Source organism: Ruthenibacterium sp., from assembly GCF_017421385.1.
GTDB lineage: Bacteria > Bacillota > Clostridia > Oscillospirales > Ruminococcaceae > Ruthenibacterium > Ruthenibacterium lactatiformans.
On the sequence record NZ_JAFOIN010000067.1, the window covers coordinates 1 to 14,697 of the forward strand.

13 protein-coding genes are annotated in these 14,697 nt (G+C 58.6%); 3 read left to right on the forward strand and 10 right to left on the reverse strand.

Features of this window, described 5'->3' with window-relative positions; genetic code table 11:
* Positions 1 to 194: 194 nt before the first annotated feature.
* The 3 genes from sigG to IIY41_RS07020 all read right to left on the reverse strand — a co-directional run bounded on the left by sigG (position 195) and on the right by IIY41_RS07020 (position 2,762).
* A complete protein-coding gene (gene sigG, locus IIY41_RS07010; RefSeq protein WP_050004408.1) occupies positions 195 to 965 on the reverse strand; it encodes an RNA polymerase sporulation sigma factor SigG in 771 nt (256 codons plus the stop codon).
* Between the two features lie 115 nt (positions 966 to 1,080).
* On the reverse strand, positions 1,081 to 1,806 hold the full coding sequence (gene sigE / locus IIY41_RS07015; RefSeq protein ID WP_009325977.1) for an RNA polymerase sporulation sigma factor SigE: 726 nt from the start codon (positions 1,804 to 1,806) through the stop codon (positions 1,081 to 1,083).
* A gap of 83 nt (positions 1,807 to 1,889) precedes the next feature.
* Positions 1,890 to 2,762 (reverse strand): sigma-E processing peptidase SpoIIGA, encoded by an 873-nt coding sequence (locus IIY41_RS07020; protein WP_055080948.1) that lies wholly within the window; start codon positions 2,760 to 2,762, stop codon positions 1,890 to 1,892.
* Positions 2,763 to 2,955: 193 nt separating this feature from the next.
* Between IIY41_RS07020 and IIY41_RS07025 the strand changes: the two genes are divergently transcribed.
* The 3 genes from IIY41_RS07025 (at position 2,956) to IIY41_RS07035 (ending at position 7,736) form a co-directional block, all read left to right on the forward strand.
* Positions 2,956 to 5,379 (forward strand): HAD-IC family P-type ATPase, encoded by a 2,424-nt coding sequence (locus IIY41_RS07025; protein ID WP_287400186.1) that lies wholly within the window; start codon positions 2,956 to 2,958, stop codon positions 5,377 to 5,379.
* Positions 5,380 to 5,586: 207 nt separating this feature from the next.
* Positions 5,587 to 6,702 carry a helix-turn-helix domain-containing protein gene (locus IIY41_RS07030; protein ID WP_195839770.1) on the forward strand — a complete coding sequence of 372 codons (1,116 nt, stop codon included), beginning with the start codon at positions 5,587 to 5,589 and terminating at the stop codon, positions 6,700 to 6,702.
* Positions 6,703 to 7,091: 389 nt separating this feature from the next.
* On the forward strand, positions 7,092 to 7,736 hold the full coding sequence (locus IIY41_RS07035; RefSeq protein ID WP_195839771.1) for a DUF3885 domain-containing protein: 645 nt from the start codon (positions 7,092 to 7,094) through the stop codon (positions 7,734 to 7,736).
* A 297-nt stretch (positions 7,737 to 8,033) separates the two neighbouring features.
* Here IIY41_RS07035 and IIY41_RS07040 read toward each other — a convergent pair whose 3' ends face one another.
* The 7 genes from IIY41_RS07040 to IIY41_RS07070 form a co-directional block, all read right to left on the reverse strand.
* Positions 8,034 to 10,421 carry an endonuclease MutS2 gene (locus IIY41_RS07040; protein WP_287400187.1) on the reverse strand — a complete coding sequence of 796 codons (2,388 nt, stop codon included), beginning with the start codon at positions 10,419 to 10,421 and terminating at the stop codon, positions 8,034 to 8,036.
* 228 nt (positions 10,422 to 10,649) lie between these two features.
* Positions 10,650 to 11,390: a DNA repair protein RecO gene (gene recO / locus IIY41_RS07045; protein WP_009325983.1), complete on the reverse strand. Its 741-nt coding sequence runs from the start codon at positions 11,388 to 11,390 to the stop codon at positions 10,650 to 10,652.
* Positions 11,335 to 11,487 carry a YqzL family protein gene (locus tag IIY41_RS07050; RefSeq protein ID WP_009325984.1) on the reverse strand — a complete coding sequence of 51 codons (153 nt, stop codon included), beginning with the start codon at positions 11,485 to 11,487 and terminating at the stop codon, positions 11,335 to 11,337. Before IIY41_RS07050 ends, recO begins: the two co-directional genes overlap by 56 nt.
* Before the next feature lie 113 nt (positions 11,488 to 11,600).
* A complete protein-coding gene (gene era, locus IIY41_RS07055; RefSeq protein ID WP_172725803.1) occupies positions 11,601 to 12,503 on the reverse strand; it encodes a GTPase Era in 903 nt (300 codons plus the stop codon).
* Positions 12,504 to 12,965, reverse strand: a complete 462-nt coding sequence (locus IIY41_RS07060) for a diacylglycerol kinase family protein (RefSeq protein ID WP_172725802.1) — start codon at positions 12,963 to 12,965, stop codon at positions 12,504 to 12,506.
* A gap of 1 nt (position 12,966) precedes the next feature.
* A complete protein-coding gene (ybeY, locus tag IIY41_RS07065) occupies positions 12,967 to 13,464 on the reverse strand; it encodes an rRNA maturation RNase YbeY (RefSeq protein ID WP_009325987.1) in 498 nt (165 codons plus the stop codon).
* Positions 13,465 to 13,478: 14 nt separating this feature from the next.
* Positions 13,479 to 14,444 carry a PhoH family protein gene (locus tag IIY41_RS07070; RefSeq protein ID WP_009325988.1) on the reverse strand — a complete coding sequence of 322 codons (966 nt, stop codon included), beginning with the start codon at positions 14,442 to 14,444 and terminating at the stop codon, positions 13,479 to 13,481.
* Between the last annotated feature and the right edge of the window lie 253 nt (positions 14,445 to 14,697).

The window sequence follows — 14,697 nt, forward strand, 5'->3', positions numbered from 1 at the left end:
CGCCAAGCTGCCTACGAACAGGGCCTGCGGCCCCGTTCGCCGCGCACGGCGCGGGGTTATTTTAAATGAAAAAGGGGTTCTCCACCCCTTTTTCAAGCTTTTTCCCCGGACGTTTCTTTTACCTTTCTGGCTTTTTCAACAGGCTGGGACGCGCCCCGGAACATTTTGTCCCGGGGCGCGTTTTTCATGCGGTGTCACAGCTGTTTTTTGATGCGCTCCAGCGCGTTTTTTTCCAGACGGCTCACCTGCGCCTGGCTGATACCGATCTCCCCCGCAACCTCTACCTGCGTTTTACCGGCCAAGTAGCGCAGGGACATGATTTTTTTCTCCCGGTCCGACAGCTTGCTGACGGTGTCGCGGAACTGGATAGAGGAAATCCAATTTTCCTCACAGCCTGTCTCGCCCACCTGATCCATCACATAGATGGTGTCGCCGCCGTCGCTGTATACAGGCTCATACAGGGAAACCGGCTCCACCACACTCTCCAGCGCCAGCGTAACAGTCGCCTGCGGCAGGCCCACCGCCTCGGATATCTCCCGCACGTTGGGCTCCCGCCCCAGCTTCTTTTGCAGCAGCTCCCGTGCCTGCATGGCCTTGTACGCCACATCCCGCACCGAACGGCTGACGCGCATGGCGTTGTTGTCCCGCAGAAAACGGCGTATCTCGCCGATGATCATGGGCTGGCCGTAGGTGGAAAAGCGAAGGCCCAGCCCTGGGTTGAAATTGTCGATGGCCTTGATGAGTCCGATGCAGCCCACCTGAAACAGATCGTCCAGATTCTCCCCCCGGCCTGTGAATTTCTGCACAACGCTCAGCACCAGCCGCAGATTCCCGTTGATCATCTTCTGGCGGGCTTCCTTGTCGCCCGCCTGCGCTTTGACGATGAGTTCCATTTTCTCCTTTTCCTTCAGAACCGGCAGCTTTGCGGTATTCACGCCGCAGATCTCCACCTTGTGATAATACAAAGTATCCTCTCCTCCAAGCAAAACGTCTTGCCCGGAGTATTGGCCCTGCGGCGGCGTACAATCCAAACGGCGGGCTGGGAAAATTACCCGGCCCGCCGTTTTACGTTTGTTCTGTTCAGGAAATGCGTTCCAAATCGCCTTTCAGCCGTTTGATGATGCGCTTTTCCAGCCTTGAAATGTAGCTTTGGGAAATGCCGATCATATCCGCCACTTCCTTCTGCGTATGCTCCGCCCCGCCCGAAAGGCCGAAGCGCAGCTCCATGATCTGCCTCTCCCGTGCGGAAAGGCGGCCCACCGCCTCCAGCAGCATATTTTTTTCCGCCGCCTGCTCCAAATCGGCTCCCACCTGGTTCCCATCTGTCCCCAGAACATCCGAAAGCAGCAGCTCGTTGCCGTCGCAGTCGGTGTTCAGGGGTTCGTCGATGCTGCTCTCCTGCCGCTTGTTGCTGCTCTTGCGCAGGTACATCAGGATCTCGTTTTCGATACACCGGCTGGCATAAGTGGCCAGCTTGATGTTTTTCGACGGGACGAAGGTATTCACCGCCTTGATGAGCCCGATGGTACCGATGGAAATCATGTCCTCCACAGAGGCCGTTTTGCTCTCGAATTTTTTTGCGATGTAGACCACCAGCCGCAAATTGTGAACGATAAGCACATCGCGGCAGTCGGGGTTTCCGGCCTCCAGGCCGGCAAAAACGACCTTTTCCTCTTCTTTGCTCAGCGGCGGAGGCAGCGTTTCCGGCCCGTTGATATAATAAGCGTAGTCCGGCAGGCGGATGCAGATGATGAATTTCCTGCACAGGGCCGCCAGCCCCGTGCGCAGTGATGCAAGCAGTGGCATTTTTCTTCTCCTTTGTATGGTCTGCAGGCGGCGCGGCGCCCTGTGCGGCCGGAAGCTGCGTCTTTGTTCGCCCGGCGGCTGCGTCAGGCTCCGCAAACCCCTCCCTCCGCGGGTACGATGGCGCAGAAGCCGCCGTCCGCCAGAGGCTCCGGCGTGAACACCGCACACACGCCCGTATAGCGGCGGGGCGCGCCGTCTGCCTCCAACACCAGTTCACGTACGCGCACCGCAGGCAGGGCACGGGTGCCCGCCGCCGTTTTAGTGGGGATGAGCCGCAGCGGCATGCCTCCCGTCTCCATGGCGCCGTCGTCGAAATAAAGCGCCAGCGCCCGCAGCAGCCCAGGCGGCAGCGCGCCGCGCACCGCGGGAAAGCTGAGCAGAAACGCGGGCGTTCCCGTGATGGGGTCGCGGACCGAAAACCCCGTGTCCACCAGCGCCAGCCCCCGCACGCAGCCATCCTCGAACCGGGCGGTGAACGGTATGGTCCGCACCTGCTGCGGCCGGCCGAATGCCCATGCGCAAAGCTGTACGGCCAGATATACGCCGGCAATGCACCCGATAAGCAGCAAAGGGGAAACATTGAAATACACCGACAGGTTATTGGTGCTGACATTCTGCGCCGCACCATAGTATGTAGCCGCAAATACCGCGCCTGAAAGCGCAATGTTCAGAAACACATACCAGAAGCAGCATTTCATGAAGCCGCGCACATTGTGCACCGGGAAGCTGGCGAATACGATGAGCACCGCGCTGCCGATTTTTGCCCCCCACATGAGCCATTGCGGCAGAGGAGGCAAAAGCAGCAGCAGCGAAGAAAGGCCCGCGGCGGCCGCCCCCAGAAAGATGCGCCAATCGGCGGCGATGCGCCCGGCCAGCAGCGCCGCGCCCCGCAGCAGAAAATATCCGATGAGGGCATTGACAAAAAACAGAATATCCACATAGATCACACCGCGCATGCCGCCGCCCCCTCTTCTCCGAGTGTAGTACACCCGGAGCGAAAAACATGTCAAACCAAAGGGGCGCGCGTCGCAGGTTTTGTATGCGGGCTTGTAGCATGGGCCGTTTCTGCCTCGTAATGATAAGCAAAGGACATTTTTCACGTTCCAAATACAGCGCGGCGCGCCGCGCGGAAAAAGGAAGCATACGACCATGAAGCAAAACCGCAAACGCTCTGAACGCCGCCCTGTGGAGCGGCTTTACCCCACACCGGAAACAGGGCTTACAGAGGAACAGGCGGCCCAGCGCCGGGCCGCCGGATGGAACAACGCCGCGCAGCACAGCCTCTCCAAAACAGAATGGCAGATCGTGCGGGACAACGTATTTACCTTTTTCAATTTTGTGTTCGTGGCGCTGGCCGCCTGCCTGTTCGCTGTTGGCGCATACCGCGACATGATGTTTTTGGGCATTGTGGCCGCCAATGTGTTCATCGGCATTGTGCAGGAGCTGCGCGTCAAACGCACGCTGGACAAGGTGACACTGCTCTCGGGCAGCACGGCTTGTGTGGTCCGCGGCGGCCGAACGCGCACCGTCCCCACAGACGAGCTGGTACTGGACGACATTGTGCTGCTGCGCCCGGGCAGCCAGGTGTGCGCGGACGCCGTTGTTGCGGACGGGACGCTGGAGGTAAACGAAGCGCTGCTGACAGGCGAGGCAGAGCTTGTGCAAAAACGCCCCGGGGACACGCTGCTCTCGGGCAGTTTTGTGGTGACCGGCGCGTGCGCGGCACGGCTGGATAAGGTCGGCACCGACTGTTATGCCGCGCGCATCACCGGCGAGGCCCGGCGCCGCAAACGTCACCGCTCGGAGATGATGCGCGCATTGGACAGGCTGCTGCGTTTCATCAGCATTGCCATCATCCCCGTATTCGTCATCATGTTTGCAAAGCAGTATTTCTTTCTTCACACAGGGCTGGAGTACGCCATGAGTTCCACCGTGGCCGCCATCATCGGCATGATCCCCGAGGGGCTTTACCTTCTGGTGAGCGTAGCGCTGGCCGTGAGCGTCATCAGCCTGGCGCGCAGCAAAACGCTGGTTCACGAGCTTTCCTGCATCGAGAATCTGGCCCGGGTGGACACGCTGTGTCTGGACAAAACAGGCACCATCACCGAGGGCTGCATGGAAGTGCTGGAAACCATCCCCGTACCGGGCATGGAGGGCGGCGCACTGGCAGAGCTGCTGGGCAGCTTTACCGCCGCCTCGGGCGAGGACAACGCCACGGCGCAGGCTCTGCGGGCACGCTTCGGCGCTTTGGGCGGCGGCTGGCAGCCCAAAGCCGCCGTCCCCTTCAGCTCCGAGCGCAAGTGGGGTGCTCTGGTGCTGAAAGACGGAGACGAATACATCCTAGGCGCACCGGAGATCGTGCTGGGCGGCGGGTATGCCGCCTTCCGGGGTACGGTAGAGCCGCAGCTGGCGGCAGGACGGCGCGTGCTGGTGCTGGCGCGCGGACACGGCGTGCTGGAGGGCGGTACGCTGCAGCACGATCCGCAGGCGCTGGGCTTTGTGGTGCTTTCGGATAAAATCCGTGCGGATGCACCTGCAACACTGGCCTATTTCAAGGCACAGGGCGTGGATGTAAAGGTCATCTCCGGCGATAACGCGGTATCCGCGGCGGAAGTTGCGCGCCGGGCGGGCGTGGAGGGCGCGGAACATTATCTGGATATGTCCCGCGTACCTGAAGACGCGGACCTTCGCGGCGCGGCGCAGGCGCATGCCGTGTTCGGCCGTGTGACGCCGCAGCAAAAGCGCGCGCTCATCTGCGCGCTGAAGGACACGGGCCGCACCGTGGCCATGATCGGCGACGGGGTAAACGACGTGCTGGCTTTAAAAGATGCGGATTGCAGCATCGCCATGGCGGCAGGCAGCGAGGCTGCGCAGCATGTGGCCCAGCTGGTGCTGCTGAGCTCCAATTTTTCTGCCATGCCGCAGATCGTCAAAGAGGGGCGGCGTGTCATCAACAATATAGAACGTTCGGCCACACTGTTCCTTGTAAAAAACATCTTCTCATTCGTTGTTTCGTTGGTTCTTCTGTTTGCGGCCATGCCCTATCCGCTGGTGCCCGCGCAGATCAGTCTGCTCAGCGGGCTGCTTATCGGCGTTCCTTCGTTCCTGCTGACATTCGAGCCATCCTATGGGCGTGTACGCGGCAGCTTTATGCGCAGCGTGCTGCTGAACGCACTGCCCGGCGGGCTGGTCAATGTGGTGAACCTGCTGGCTGTGATGTGGATCGGCTCCGGGATGGGCCTTCCCATGGAGCAGATTTCCACTGTGTGCACACTGCTGGCAGGCACGGCAGGATTTATGGTGCTGCTGTTTTTGTGCTGGCCTCTGTCCAGATGGCGCTTTGCCATCGTGGCCGCCATGGGCGTGGGCTTCATCGGTGCATGCGTCCTGCTGGGGCCGCTGTTCGGCCTTTCCCCTCTTTCAGGGCGTGCGTGGACGCTGCTGGGCGTATTTGCCGCCGCCACTCCCGCGCTGATGTGCCTGTTCGTGTTCCTTGTGAGCCGCGTCAAGCAGAGACTGCGCCGTTCCCAGCGCGCCAAGCATGCCGCCGGGCTGTCTGCCACACTTTCCTGAAGCACATTTTTCTTTATTTCACAGCGCGCTCCGCCTTCCGAAACATATGCCGGAGGTTGGAGTGCGTTTTCTCTGCCCCGCACCGTCCGCAGCTTGAATTCAATTCAAAAAAACCGCATCTGCGTTCAACATCAGCTCCATTGTATACGCGGCGCTCGTATGTTACGATGGAACCGGGCCCAAAAGAAACGAAAGGAATTTGCCGAAATGGAAATGCCAACCGGAAAAACCATCCAAACACTGCGCAGACAAAAGGGACTGACGCAGGAACAGCTTGCCGAGGCCGTGGGCGTTACCGCCGCGGCGGTGTCCAAATGGGAGACGGCCAGTGCCTACCCGGATATTCTGCTGCTGTGCCCTCTGGCGCGGGCGTTGGGCACCACACCCGACACACTGCTGGATTTTCGGCCTCTTCTTTCCGAGGAAGAACTGAAAGCCATCTGGGAAAAAGGACGCGTCCTGTTTGAAAGCGGCCGCGCCGAAGAAGCCTACGCCTATTGTGAAGATATTCTGCTTTCCCATCCAGGCGACACCGCGCTCAAATTCCGCATCGCATCGCTGTATATGCGCTATATGGCGGCCCTGAAAGACGAAGCGTTCGTACAAAAGCAATTGGAACGCTCCATCCGCCTGTTTGAGGACAGCACGCACAGCACGGACACCGAGACCCGTGAGGCCGCATTCTACACGCTGTCCGGCCTGTATATGATGAATGGAGAAGCCGGTCGTGCGCTGGACGCCGTAGAAAAACTCCCTCAGCCCGATTACGACGCCCGCATGCTGAAAGCATCCATCCTGAGACAGACGGGACAAGCGGAGGAAGCGGAAAAGCTGCACCAAACCTGCCTTTGGGGATATGTGCGGGACGCGGGACTGTGCTTATACAGCCTGTCCGCCGAGGCACGTGCGCGCGGGGATACGGAGAAGGCCCTCGCACTGTTGGACGCAGCCTGCCGTCTGGACGTTTTGTTTCATGGTGAAAACGCGCCCGGCATGCACGGAAACTATGAGCTGGCACGCGCCGAATTGCTGGCTCTGGCGGGCAAGACGCCGGCTGCGCTGGACGCCGCCGAAGCCTACGCGGAAAGCGCTGTTACGGGCTGCCGCGCGCAGGAATATTCGCCGCTGTTTTTCGACCGGCTCTCCTCCTCCGGCATCATGGATGTATCGGATGATTTTCTGCGTGAAAACGCGCTGTTCGTACTGGAGAGCTCTGAACCGCTGCACGCACTGAAGCAGGAGCCGCGCTATGCCGCGCTGCTGGAGCGGTTGAAAGCGGCGACGGGCACGAAGCCGGATGACGCCGGCCGCAAGGCGAATTAGGCAGCCGGCAAATGACAGAATCACGCCCAAAGCATGGTTTCCGAAGACGCGGCGCATCCTGCCGGAATGGACAGTGCGTAAAAGATTTATAAAAAAACTCCCGGCAACCCTGAAAGTTTGTTGTTGATTAGCCATGCAGTTATGCTACAATATGGATAATCAATAAATTTAAGGCAACACCGCACAATTCTAAGAGTCGAATCGCGCCGGCAGATTTTTTGGCAGGTTAAACAAAAAGCGCAGCGAATACTTTGTGTATTCGCGGGCATTTTTGTGACAGTTGCCGGAAAATCTGCAAGCGAGGCGGCGCTTAAGGCATCAGCCGTGAATTGTGCGGTGTTGCCTTAAATCTGATGAGAAGGCGCACTCTACGGAAGGAGCGATATTCTATGCTGTCAGAAAGGTTTGATAATCTTCTTATTAGAATAGGGAACCCAACGCTGGAGCATCCCGTGTTTTATAAATGCCCCGTTGCCATTCGCTTTGAAATAGGAGGTGAAACACCTGTATATTCAGACGCTTCACTTCTTCGTGATACGGTTGTAAATCCCCAATATATCGGTGCGTCACTACAACGGGCAAAAGCTATATATAGCTCCCTTCCACAACCTCCGAACTTGTTACGGATAGATACCCATCCCAACGAAAATGGGCCGGGGTATGGAAACGGATTGGATTTGAGTGTGCTTCAGAATCTGGTTTTTTTGCCCCACGAACAAAGGGAGCAACAGATAAATGACGGAGACGAACAGTATATGGTATTGCAGCTCTATTGGGATCTGTGTAAGATTGATTTTTCGCCAGAGCTGCTGCTAAGAGAAATCATTAAAGCCGACCTGGGCGGTATTTCATCCTTGGTTTCAAGCGTTTATTTTGCAAATACAGAAGAAGTGTATTTGTATCATATTTACGATGATAGGGGCGCAGATTTAGTTGCAGAACGCAAAGAAACACTGTGGCCTATTTATCATAATTTTAACCAATGGATTTTAGATTGCGATAGAAAGGAAATCGATAAGCTATTTGCAACGTAAGAATATTCTTTTTCGCATGAAATCCCAGTTTATCGGCAGCATATAAAGCTCCGACAGAATCATACCTTTAGCCTCTCATTCAGCGTCCAAGGGCAGGAGAACGATTCTGTCATGGCGTCCAATTTGCTTCATGCTCTTGTCGGGGCGTGCCTGCCCCGGACCCGGCATATACAAAAGGCCGTGTATCCAATGCGATACACGGCCTTTTGCTGTTTTACGCGCTCCCCGGAACCGGAGCTTTTCTGTTTTTCGCGGCGCGAATCCCCCGTCAGGCGGCAGGCTTCCCCGTGCCGTCCCCTATTTCAGCTCTACTACCGTAACGCCCGCTTCGCCCTCGCCGTAAACGCCAAGGCGGAAGCTGCGCACATTTTTATGACGGCGCAGATGCTCATGAATGCCTTTGCGCAGCGCGCCCGTCCCTTTGCCGTGAATGAGGTACAACGTCGTTTGTCCGTTCATCACGCCGTTGTCGATAAATTTGTCCGCCTCATGCAGAGCTTCTTCTACCGTCATGCCGATCAGGTTGATTTCCATGCTGGGCGTACGTGTTACCTTATCCCCGCTTGACGCGGAGGCCGGCGCACGGCGCGGCTGATACTTTTTCTGCGGCGCGGGCTGCTGCTTGTGCGGCGCGCACAGGCCGTTGAGCGGCACTTTTGTCTTGATAATGCCCGCGCGCACCTCCACCATGCCGTCACGATCCGGCAGAGCCGTCACGATACCGGGCTTATCCAGCTCGGCGATCAGCACCTCCTGCCCCAGTTTTACGCTGTCCAGCGGCTTGAAAGTACGCTGAGGCGCATGCACCACGTCCGTTTTGCCGAACAGCTTTTCCGTTTCCTTTTTCGCGATCTCCCGCGCACGGGCCGCGCGTTGGGACGCGCTGAGCTGCTTGTCTTTTTCCAGCTTGCGCAGCTCATCCATCAGGCCGTAGGCTGTGTTCTGCACGTCCTGCACCATGCCGTGGGCCTTCTCCCGCGCAGCGGCCAGTTCTTCCTCGCCTTGCCGGATAAGCGCAGCACGTTTTTCCTCGGCCTGCTCCAGTGCATGAGAGGCCGTGTGCTTCAGGCGCTCCACCTCGTCCTGCTGCGCCTTCAGCTCCACCTTCAGATCCTCAAGCTGGTTGAGGATATTGTCAAACTGCTGGTCCTCGTTGGACAGATGCTCCCGGGCGTTCTCGATGATCTCCGGCGCAAGGCCAAGCTTCTGGCTGATGAGGAACGCGTTGGATTTTCCCGGCACGCCCACGGAAAGGCGGTAGGTTGGGCGCAGCGTTTCCACATTGAATTCGCAGGAGGCGTTTTGCACGCCCGGCGTATCCAGCGCAAAAATTTTCAGCTCTGAATAGTGCGTGGTGGCCATGATTTTCGCTCCAAGACCGCGCAGCGCCTCGATGACGGATACCGCCAGCGCCGCGCCTTCAGCCGGGTCGGTCCCCGCGCCCAGCTCGTCCATAAGCACCAGCGTCTGAGGCCCCGCCAGTTTCAGGATTCCTGTGATGTTTTTGATGTGCCCTGAAAATGTGGACAAACTCTGTTCGATGCTCTGCTCGTCACCGATGTCCACCAGTATCTCGCCGAACACACAGACAGAGCTGCTTTCGTGTGCCGGGATCAGATAGCCGTGCTGCGCCATCGCGCACAAAAGGCCGGCCGTTTTGAGCGTAACCGTCTTGCCGCCCGTGTTGGGGCCGGTGATGACCAGCGTGTCGTAAGCGCCGCCCAATGCGATGTCCACCGGAACGACCACGGCCGGATCGATGAGCGGGTGGCGCGCACGCACAAGACTGAACGCATGGTCGTCGTTCACCTGCGGTTTCATGGCCTTTTGGTCCAGCGCCAGTCTGGCCTTGGCCAGCAGCACATCCAACTCCAGCATCGCTTCGTAGCCGAACGTAAACATCGGCTCCAGTGCCGCAGTCTGAGCGGAAAATGCTGCCAAAATGCGTTCGATCTCAGCCTGTTCCAAATTGCGCAGCTGCAGGATCTTGGCATTGGCCTCCACCACGGCCGTAGGCTCCACAAACAACGTGGAACCGCTGGAAGAAACGTCGTGGATGACGCCGCCCACCTCGCCGCGGTGCTCCGCTTTCACGGGCACGACAAAGCGCCCGTTGCGCAGCGAAACCACGGCGTCCTGCAAATATCTTGACGCCGACTGTGATTTTGTAATGGCGTCCAGCTTATCGCGGATGGAATTTTCCGCCGCGTGGATCTTGCGGCGGATATCATACAGCGTGTCGCTGGCCGTGTCGGCCATTTCATTTTCGGACAAAATCGAATCCTTTATCGTCTTTTCCAGCGTCGGCTGGGGCGTCATGGCATAGAACAAATCGTCTACCGGCAGCACGTCGTGCTCCGTCAGGCCGTACCATTTCACCAGCTCACGGAAGTTGCGCAGTGTGTCCGCCACCGTAAGCAGCTCCGCCATGGAGAGCACGCCGCCCTTTTCCGCTCTCTGCACGATACCCCGCACATTCTCCACCGAGGAAAAACGGGGCGAACCGTTTTTGATCAGCAGCGTCGTCATGGCGTCTGTCTGCTCCAGCGCCGCACGCACCTCGTCAGGCGTTTCCCATGCGGGCTGCCCCAACAGCATGCCCCGTGCCTCCGGACAGACGATGCCGTCGGCCGCGCGCGCGCGTATCTTGTCGAATTCCAGTGCCTCTAAGTATTTTTCGTCCATATTCTCCTCTTGGTTCCTTTCCCGGCGGTCGTGCCGCCGGAGCATCCGAAACGTTCCCGTGCCGCGGCTGCAAAGCCGCTTCGGGAGCACCCCGCTGTTGCGCCCGCCGCATCGGACCGCAAAGGCGTTACGCGGAGCCGGGCGTGCCAACTCTAAACAAATATTGCGGCGCAGACAAGCCTTGCCCGCGCCGGGTGACGGTCTACCTATGTATGCCGCACGCACGCTTTAATCCAGAACGGTATTTAAAAAATCCAGCGAACGCAGCGGCCTGTCCACACAATAAAGCGCCCACCGCCCCGTCACCGCGCCCAGCAGCTGCGTGCTGTGCTCCGCCAATGAAAAAGAAAACAGCTTGTCATCCCCGCTGAACACGATGTGCCGCATGGCCGCCAGCGCCGCCGGGTCCAAATTGCATTCCAGCTCGCGCTTCGCGGCGCATTCGCCGCAGTACAGGCGGCCCTTCCGTGCATCGAAGCAGAACGCGCCGCCCTCGTATTTCACACAATCCGCGCAGGCCACCAGGTCCGGCATAAAGCCCGCCAGCGTCATGGCGCGCAGCTCGTACACGGCCTTTACCAAACGCGGAGCGCGCCTTCCTTCACTCAGCAGGTAAAGGCTGTTGAGCAGAAGCCGCAGCTGCGCCTCGGCCTCCTGCCCCGTGGGCGAGAGCGTGGACGCAAGCTCTGCGAAATACATGGCGAGCGCCATATGCTCCACGCTTTCGTGGATGCCCCAGAACACCTGGCGTACCTCCGCCTCGTCCACAACAAACATGGTTTTGCCCTCGAACAGCGTGAATTCACTGTAGCAAAACAGCCCCGTACCGCTGAACAGCCTGCTTTTCAGGCGCAGTGCCCCCTTTGCCATGGCACTGACAAGGCCATCCGGCGTCAGCAGCAGCAAAGCGCGGTCAGCTTCGCCCGTCTTTGTCGCCCGCAGCACCAGGCCCATTGTCGTCGTCCGCATTTTGTGTCTCCTCCTGCGTGCCGTGCTGCTTAAAGGCAAGATAGTCCTCTACCTGGCCCGTACTTTCAAACAGTTTCCAGTAGTTGCTTGTTTCCATGGTGAACACCTCCGCTAACAGGTACTATTCACCATTGTAGCGTGCATATAAGCGGAAATGTTGTCCAAAAACAGGGAACGCGGCGGATTTATTTCTCCTGCCCGGCCCTGCGCTTATTTTTGAAAGCCGAAATTGTTTAACAGAAAATCGTTGTCGCGCCAGTCGTCCTTGATCTTTACCCAGCACTGCAGGTTCACCCGTGCGCCCAGAAACTCCTCGCACTCCACACGCGCCTCGGACGCGATTTTCTTGAGCATCTGCCCGCCCTTACCGATGATCATACCCTTATGGCTCTTTTTTTCGCAGTAGATGTTTACGTCGATGTCGATGATATCCTTGTCTCCGCGTTCCTTGAAGCGTTCCACGGTCACAGCCGTGCCGTGGGGAATCTCGTCCCGCAGGTTCAGCAGCATCTTTTCCCGCAGCACCTCCGCCACGAGAGCCTTTTCCGGCATGTCGGTGTAGGCGTCGTCCGGGAAATAGTGAGGGCTTTCCACCGCGAAAGGCAGCAGTGCGTCCAGCAGTTCCGTACAGCCCCTGTCCTCCGACACGCACAGCGGCAGCACGCCCCGGAACACGTCCAGCTCTTCCAGAAACTGCATGCGCACGGCAAGGTCTGTTTCTTTTTTCAGCGTATCCGTCTTGTTCACCGCCGCCAGCGCAGGCACTTTTTTCACGCGGATGTCCTCCACCAGCGCCTGCTCGGCTTCCGTCAGCTCGCCGTACGGTTCAAACAGCATTACCACCGCGTCCACCTCGGCCACGGAATCCGCCGTTGCTTTTGCCATGCGCTCGCCCAGCCTGGTGCGTGGGCGGTGGATGCCCGGCGTGTCCAGAAATACATACTGCACCGCACCGCGCGTCAATATACCCGTGATGCGCGTTCGTGTCGTCTGGGGTTTTGCGGTGACGATGGCCACCTTTTCCCCCACCATTCTGTTCAAAAGAGACGATTTCCCCACATTGGGGCGGCCCACAATGGCCACGAAGATCGATTTTGTCTGTTCCTGCTGCAATTATTTGCCTTCCTTCCGTTTTCCAAAAATGAACTGCCACGCCACGGCAAGAGACGCGGCCAGCAGCACCGCCAGCAGCGGCCTTGCCGCAAAGAAAGCGAACATGCGCCGGAACGCCGCGATATCCCAGAACAGGACAGCGCCGCACACCGCGCACCCGACGCTGAATACCAGCACCGCGCCCGCGGCCATGTCTTTCACCACGCCCGCAGTCATGTACCGGTCCGGCGCGGGGCGCTCCACCGTGCGCTCCAGGCTGGAGTTGACAAGCTCCAGCGCCAAAACCCCGCATACCATAAGCGTGATAAGGATGTATTCTGTTTTACCAAAGCCGTAAAACAGCGAAAAAAGATAAACGTAAAACGCGGCGCACAGGTGAAACCGCATATTGCGCTCCTCGCGCACCGCGGTGCGGATGCCCTGGGCGGCGTACAGAAAGCTGTCCACGAAGCGCGGCTTCATCTCAGTCCACCTGGCTGTACGAAACCGTGCGCGGCAGGCCCAACTGGATGAGCGCCGCCTCCTCCTTTTCGCGCATACGCACGGCCTCCAGGCCGCCTGCTTCGTGGTCGTAACCCAACAGGTGGAACATGGAATGCACCGTCAGGAACGCGACCTCCCGCTGGAGGGAATGGCCGTATATATTGGCCTGCTCCATGGCCCGTTCCATCGAGATGACGATATCCCCCAGCATCGCGGCGCCCGTCTCCTGATTGATGTCGTACTTGCCGTCCTGCCCCAACGGAAAACTGAGCACATCGGTGGCCTGGTCCTTATCCCGGTACTGCTTGTTCAGCTGCTGGATCTCGGCGTTGTCCACAAAAGTGACGCTGATCTCGGCAGGGCCCTCGAAATGCTCAGCCTCCAGCACCGCGTGGCACGAGCGGCGGATGAGGATGCGCAGCCCGGACGGCACCTTCACCGTGTTCTGCTTGTTGGTGATATATACTTTATGAGACATCAAAAACACATCCTTTACTTTCTGTTTCTCGCAGCCTGCGCTTTGTCGTAGGCGCGTATGATCTCCTGCACCAGCCTGTGGCGCACAACGTCCTTTTCGGAAAAATGGATCATGGCGATGCCCTCAACGTTTTTCAGAACGCCCAGCGCGTCCACAAGGCCGGAGCGTGCCTTATCCGGCAAGTCGATCTGCGTAATGTCGCCCGTCACCACGACCTTGGAGCCGGCGCCCATGCGTGTGAGGAACATTTTCATCTGTTCGGGACTGGTATTCTGCGCTTCGTCAAGGATGATGAAGGCATCATCCAGCGTACGCCCGCGCATATAGGCCAGCGGAGCCACCTCGATGAGCTGCTTTTCCAGCAGCTTCTGATAATTTTCTGCGCCCAGCATATCGAACAGAGCGTCATACAGCGGGCGCAGGTACGGGTCCACCTTATTCTGCAGGTCTCCGGGCAAAAAGCCCAGCTTCTCACCGGCTTCCACAGCGGGCCGCGTGAGAATGATGCGGCTCACCTCCCGTGCCTTGAAGGCCTTCACGGCCATGGCTACGGCCAGATACGTCTTGCCCGTGCCTGCCGGCCCCACGCCGAAGGTCACGGCATTTTTGACAATGGCGCCGATATACGCTTTCTGGCCCAACGTCTTTGGCCGCACCGGACGGCCCTTGGCTGTGATGGCAATAAAATCTCCTGTCAGGTCCTTCACGCGCGCTTCATCCCCGCTGCCGGCCAGCGAGATGCAGTAACGCACCGTCTGTTCTTCCAGCGGCGTACCGCCTGCCCGCAGCATCAGCATGGCGTCCAACGCCCTGCGGGCACGCTCCACATCCTCTTCTCCGCCTGTCAGCTTCACCTCGGTGCCGCGGCATATGGCCGTTACGCCAAAGGCCTGCTCCAACAGACGGATGTTCTCATCGCAATTTCCAAAAATGGCAAGTGCCGTATCCACTGAATCCACTTCAAGCACCGTTTCCGCCATTCCAACACCTCTTATTTTTTATTGTACGCTGCAAGTTTTTGCAGCATATTTCAGCATTCCCCAAACCGCATGCCCGCAAACGCCTTTGCGCGTTTCAACAGGCGCAAAGCCTCATGCGCGCCAGCGCATCCGGGCATGTCTGCACATGCCCGCGACCGCGCAGCGGTGGCTTTGAGACTATTATAACGCGACGCCGCAAAGCGGCTGCAACAAAACAACGCCATGCCGTTGTTTTGCGCGTTTCAACAGCCAC

What these genes read in the sequence shown, in the direction of transcription:
- sigE (WP_009325977.1), bottom strand. Translation starts at nt 1,806, where the DNA reads ATGCCACTGCTTGCATCACTGCGCACGGGGCTGGCGGCCCTGTGCAGG.
- IIY41_RS07020 (WP_055080948.1), bottom strand. Translation starts at nt 2,762, where the DNA reads ATGCGCGGTGTGATCTATGTGGATATTCTGTTTTTTGTCAATGCCCTC.
- IIY41_RS07025 (WP_287400186.1), top strand. Translation starts at nt 2,956, where the DNA reads ATGAAGCAAAACCGCAAACGCTCTGAACGCCGCCCTGTGGAGCGGCTT.
- IIY41_RS07030 (WP_195839770.1), top strand. Translation starts at nt 5,587, where the DNA reads ATGGAAATGCCAACCGGAAAAACCATCCAAACACTGCGCAGACAAAAG.
- IIY41_RS07035 (WP_195839771.1), top strand. Translation starts at nt 7,092, where the DNA reads ATGCTGTCAGAAAGGTTTGATAATCTTCTTATTAGAATAGGGAACCCA.
- IIY41_RS07040 (WP_287400187.1), bottom strand. Translation starts at nt 10,421, where the DNA reads ATGGACGAAAAATACTTAGAGGCACTGGAATTCGACAAGATACGCGCG.
- recO (WP_009325983.1), bottom strand. Translation starts at nt 11,390, where the DNA reads ATGCGGACGACGACAATGGGCCTGGTGCTGCGGGCGACAAAGACGGGC.
- IIY41_RS07050 (WP_009325984.1), bottom strand. Translation starts at nt 11,487, where the DNA reads ATGGAAACAAGCAACTACTGGAAACTGTTTGAAAGTACGGGCCAGGTA.
- IIY41_RS07060 (WP_172725802.1), bottom strand. Translation starts at nt 12,965, where the DNA reads ATGAAGCCGCGCTTCGTGGACAGCTTTCTGTACGCCGCCCAGGGCATC.
- ybeY (WP_009325987.1), bottom strand. Translation starts at nt 13,464, where the DNA reads ATGTCTCATAAAGTATATATCACCAACAAGCAGAACACGGTGAAGGTG.
- IIY41_RS07070 (WP_009325988.1), bottom strand. Translation starts at nt 14,444, where the DNA reads ATGGCGGAAACGGTGCTTGAAGTGGATTCAGTGGATACGGCACTTGCC.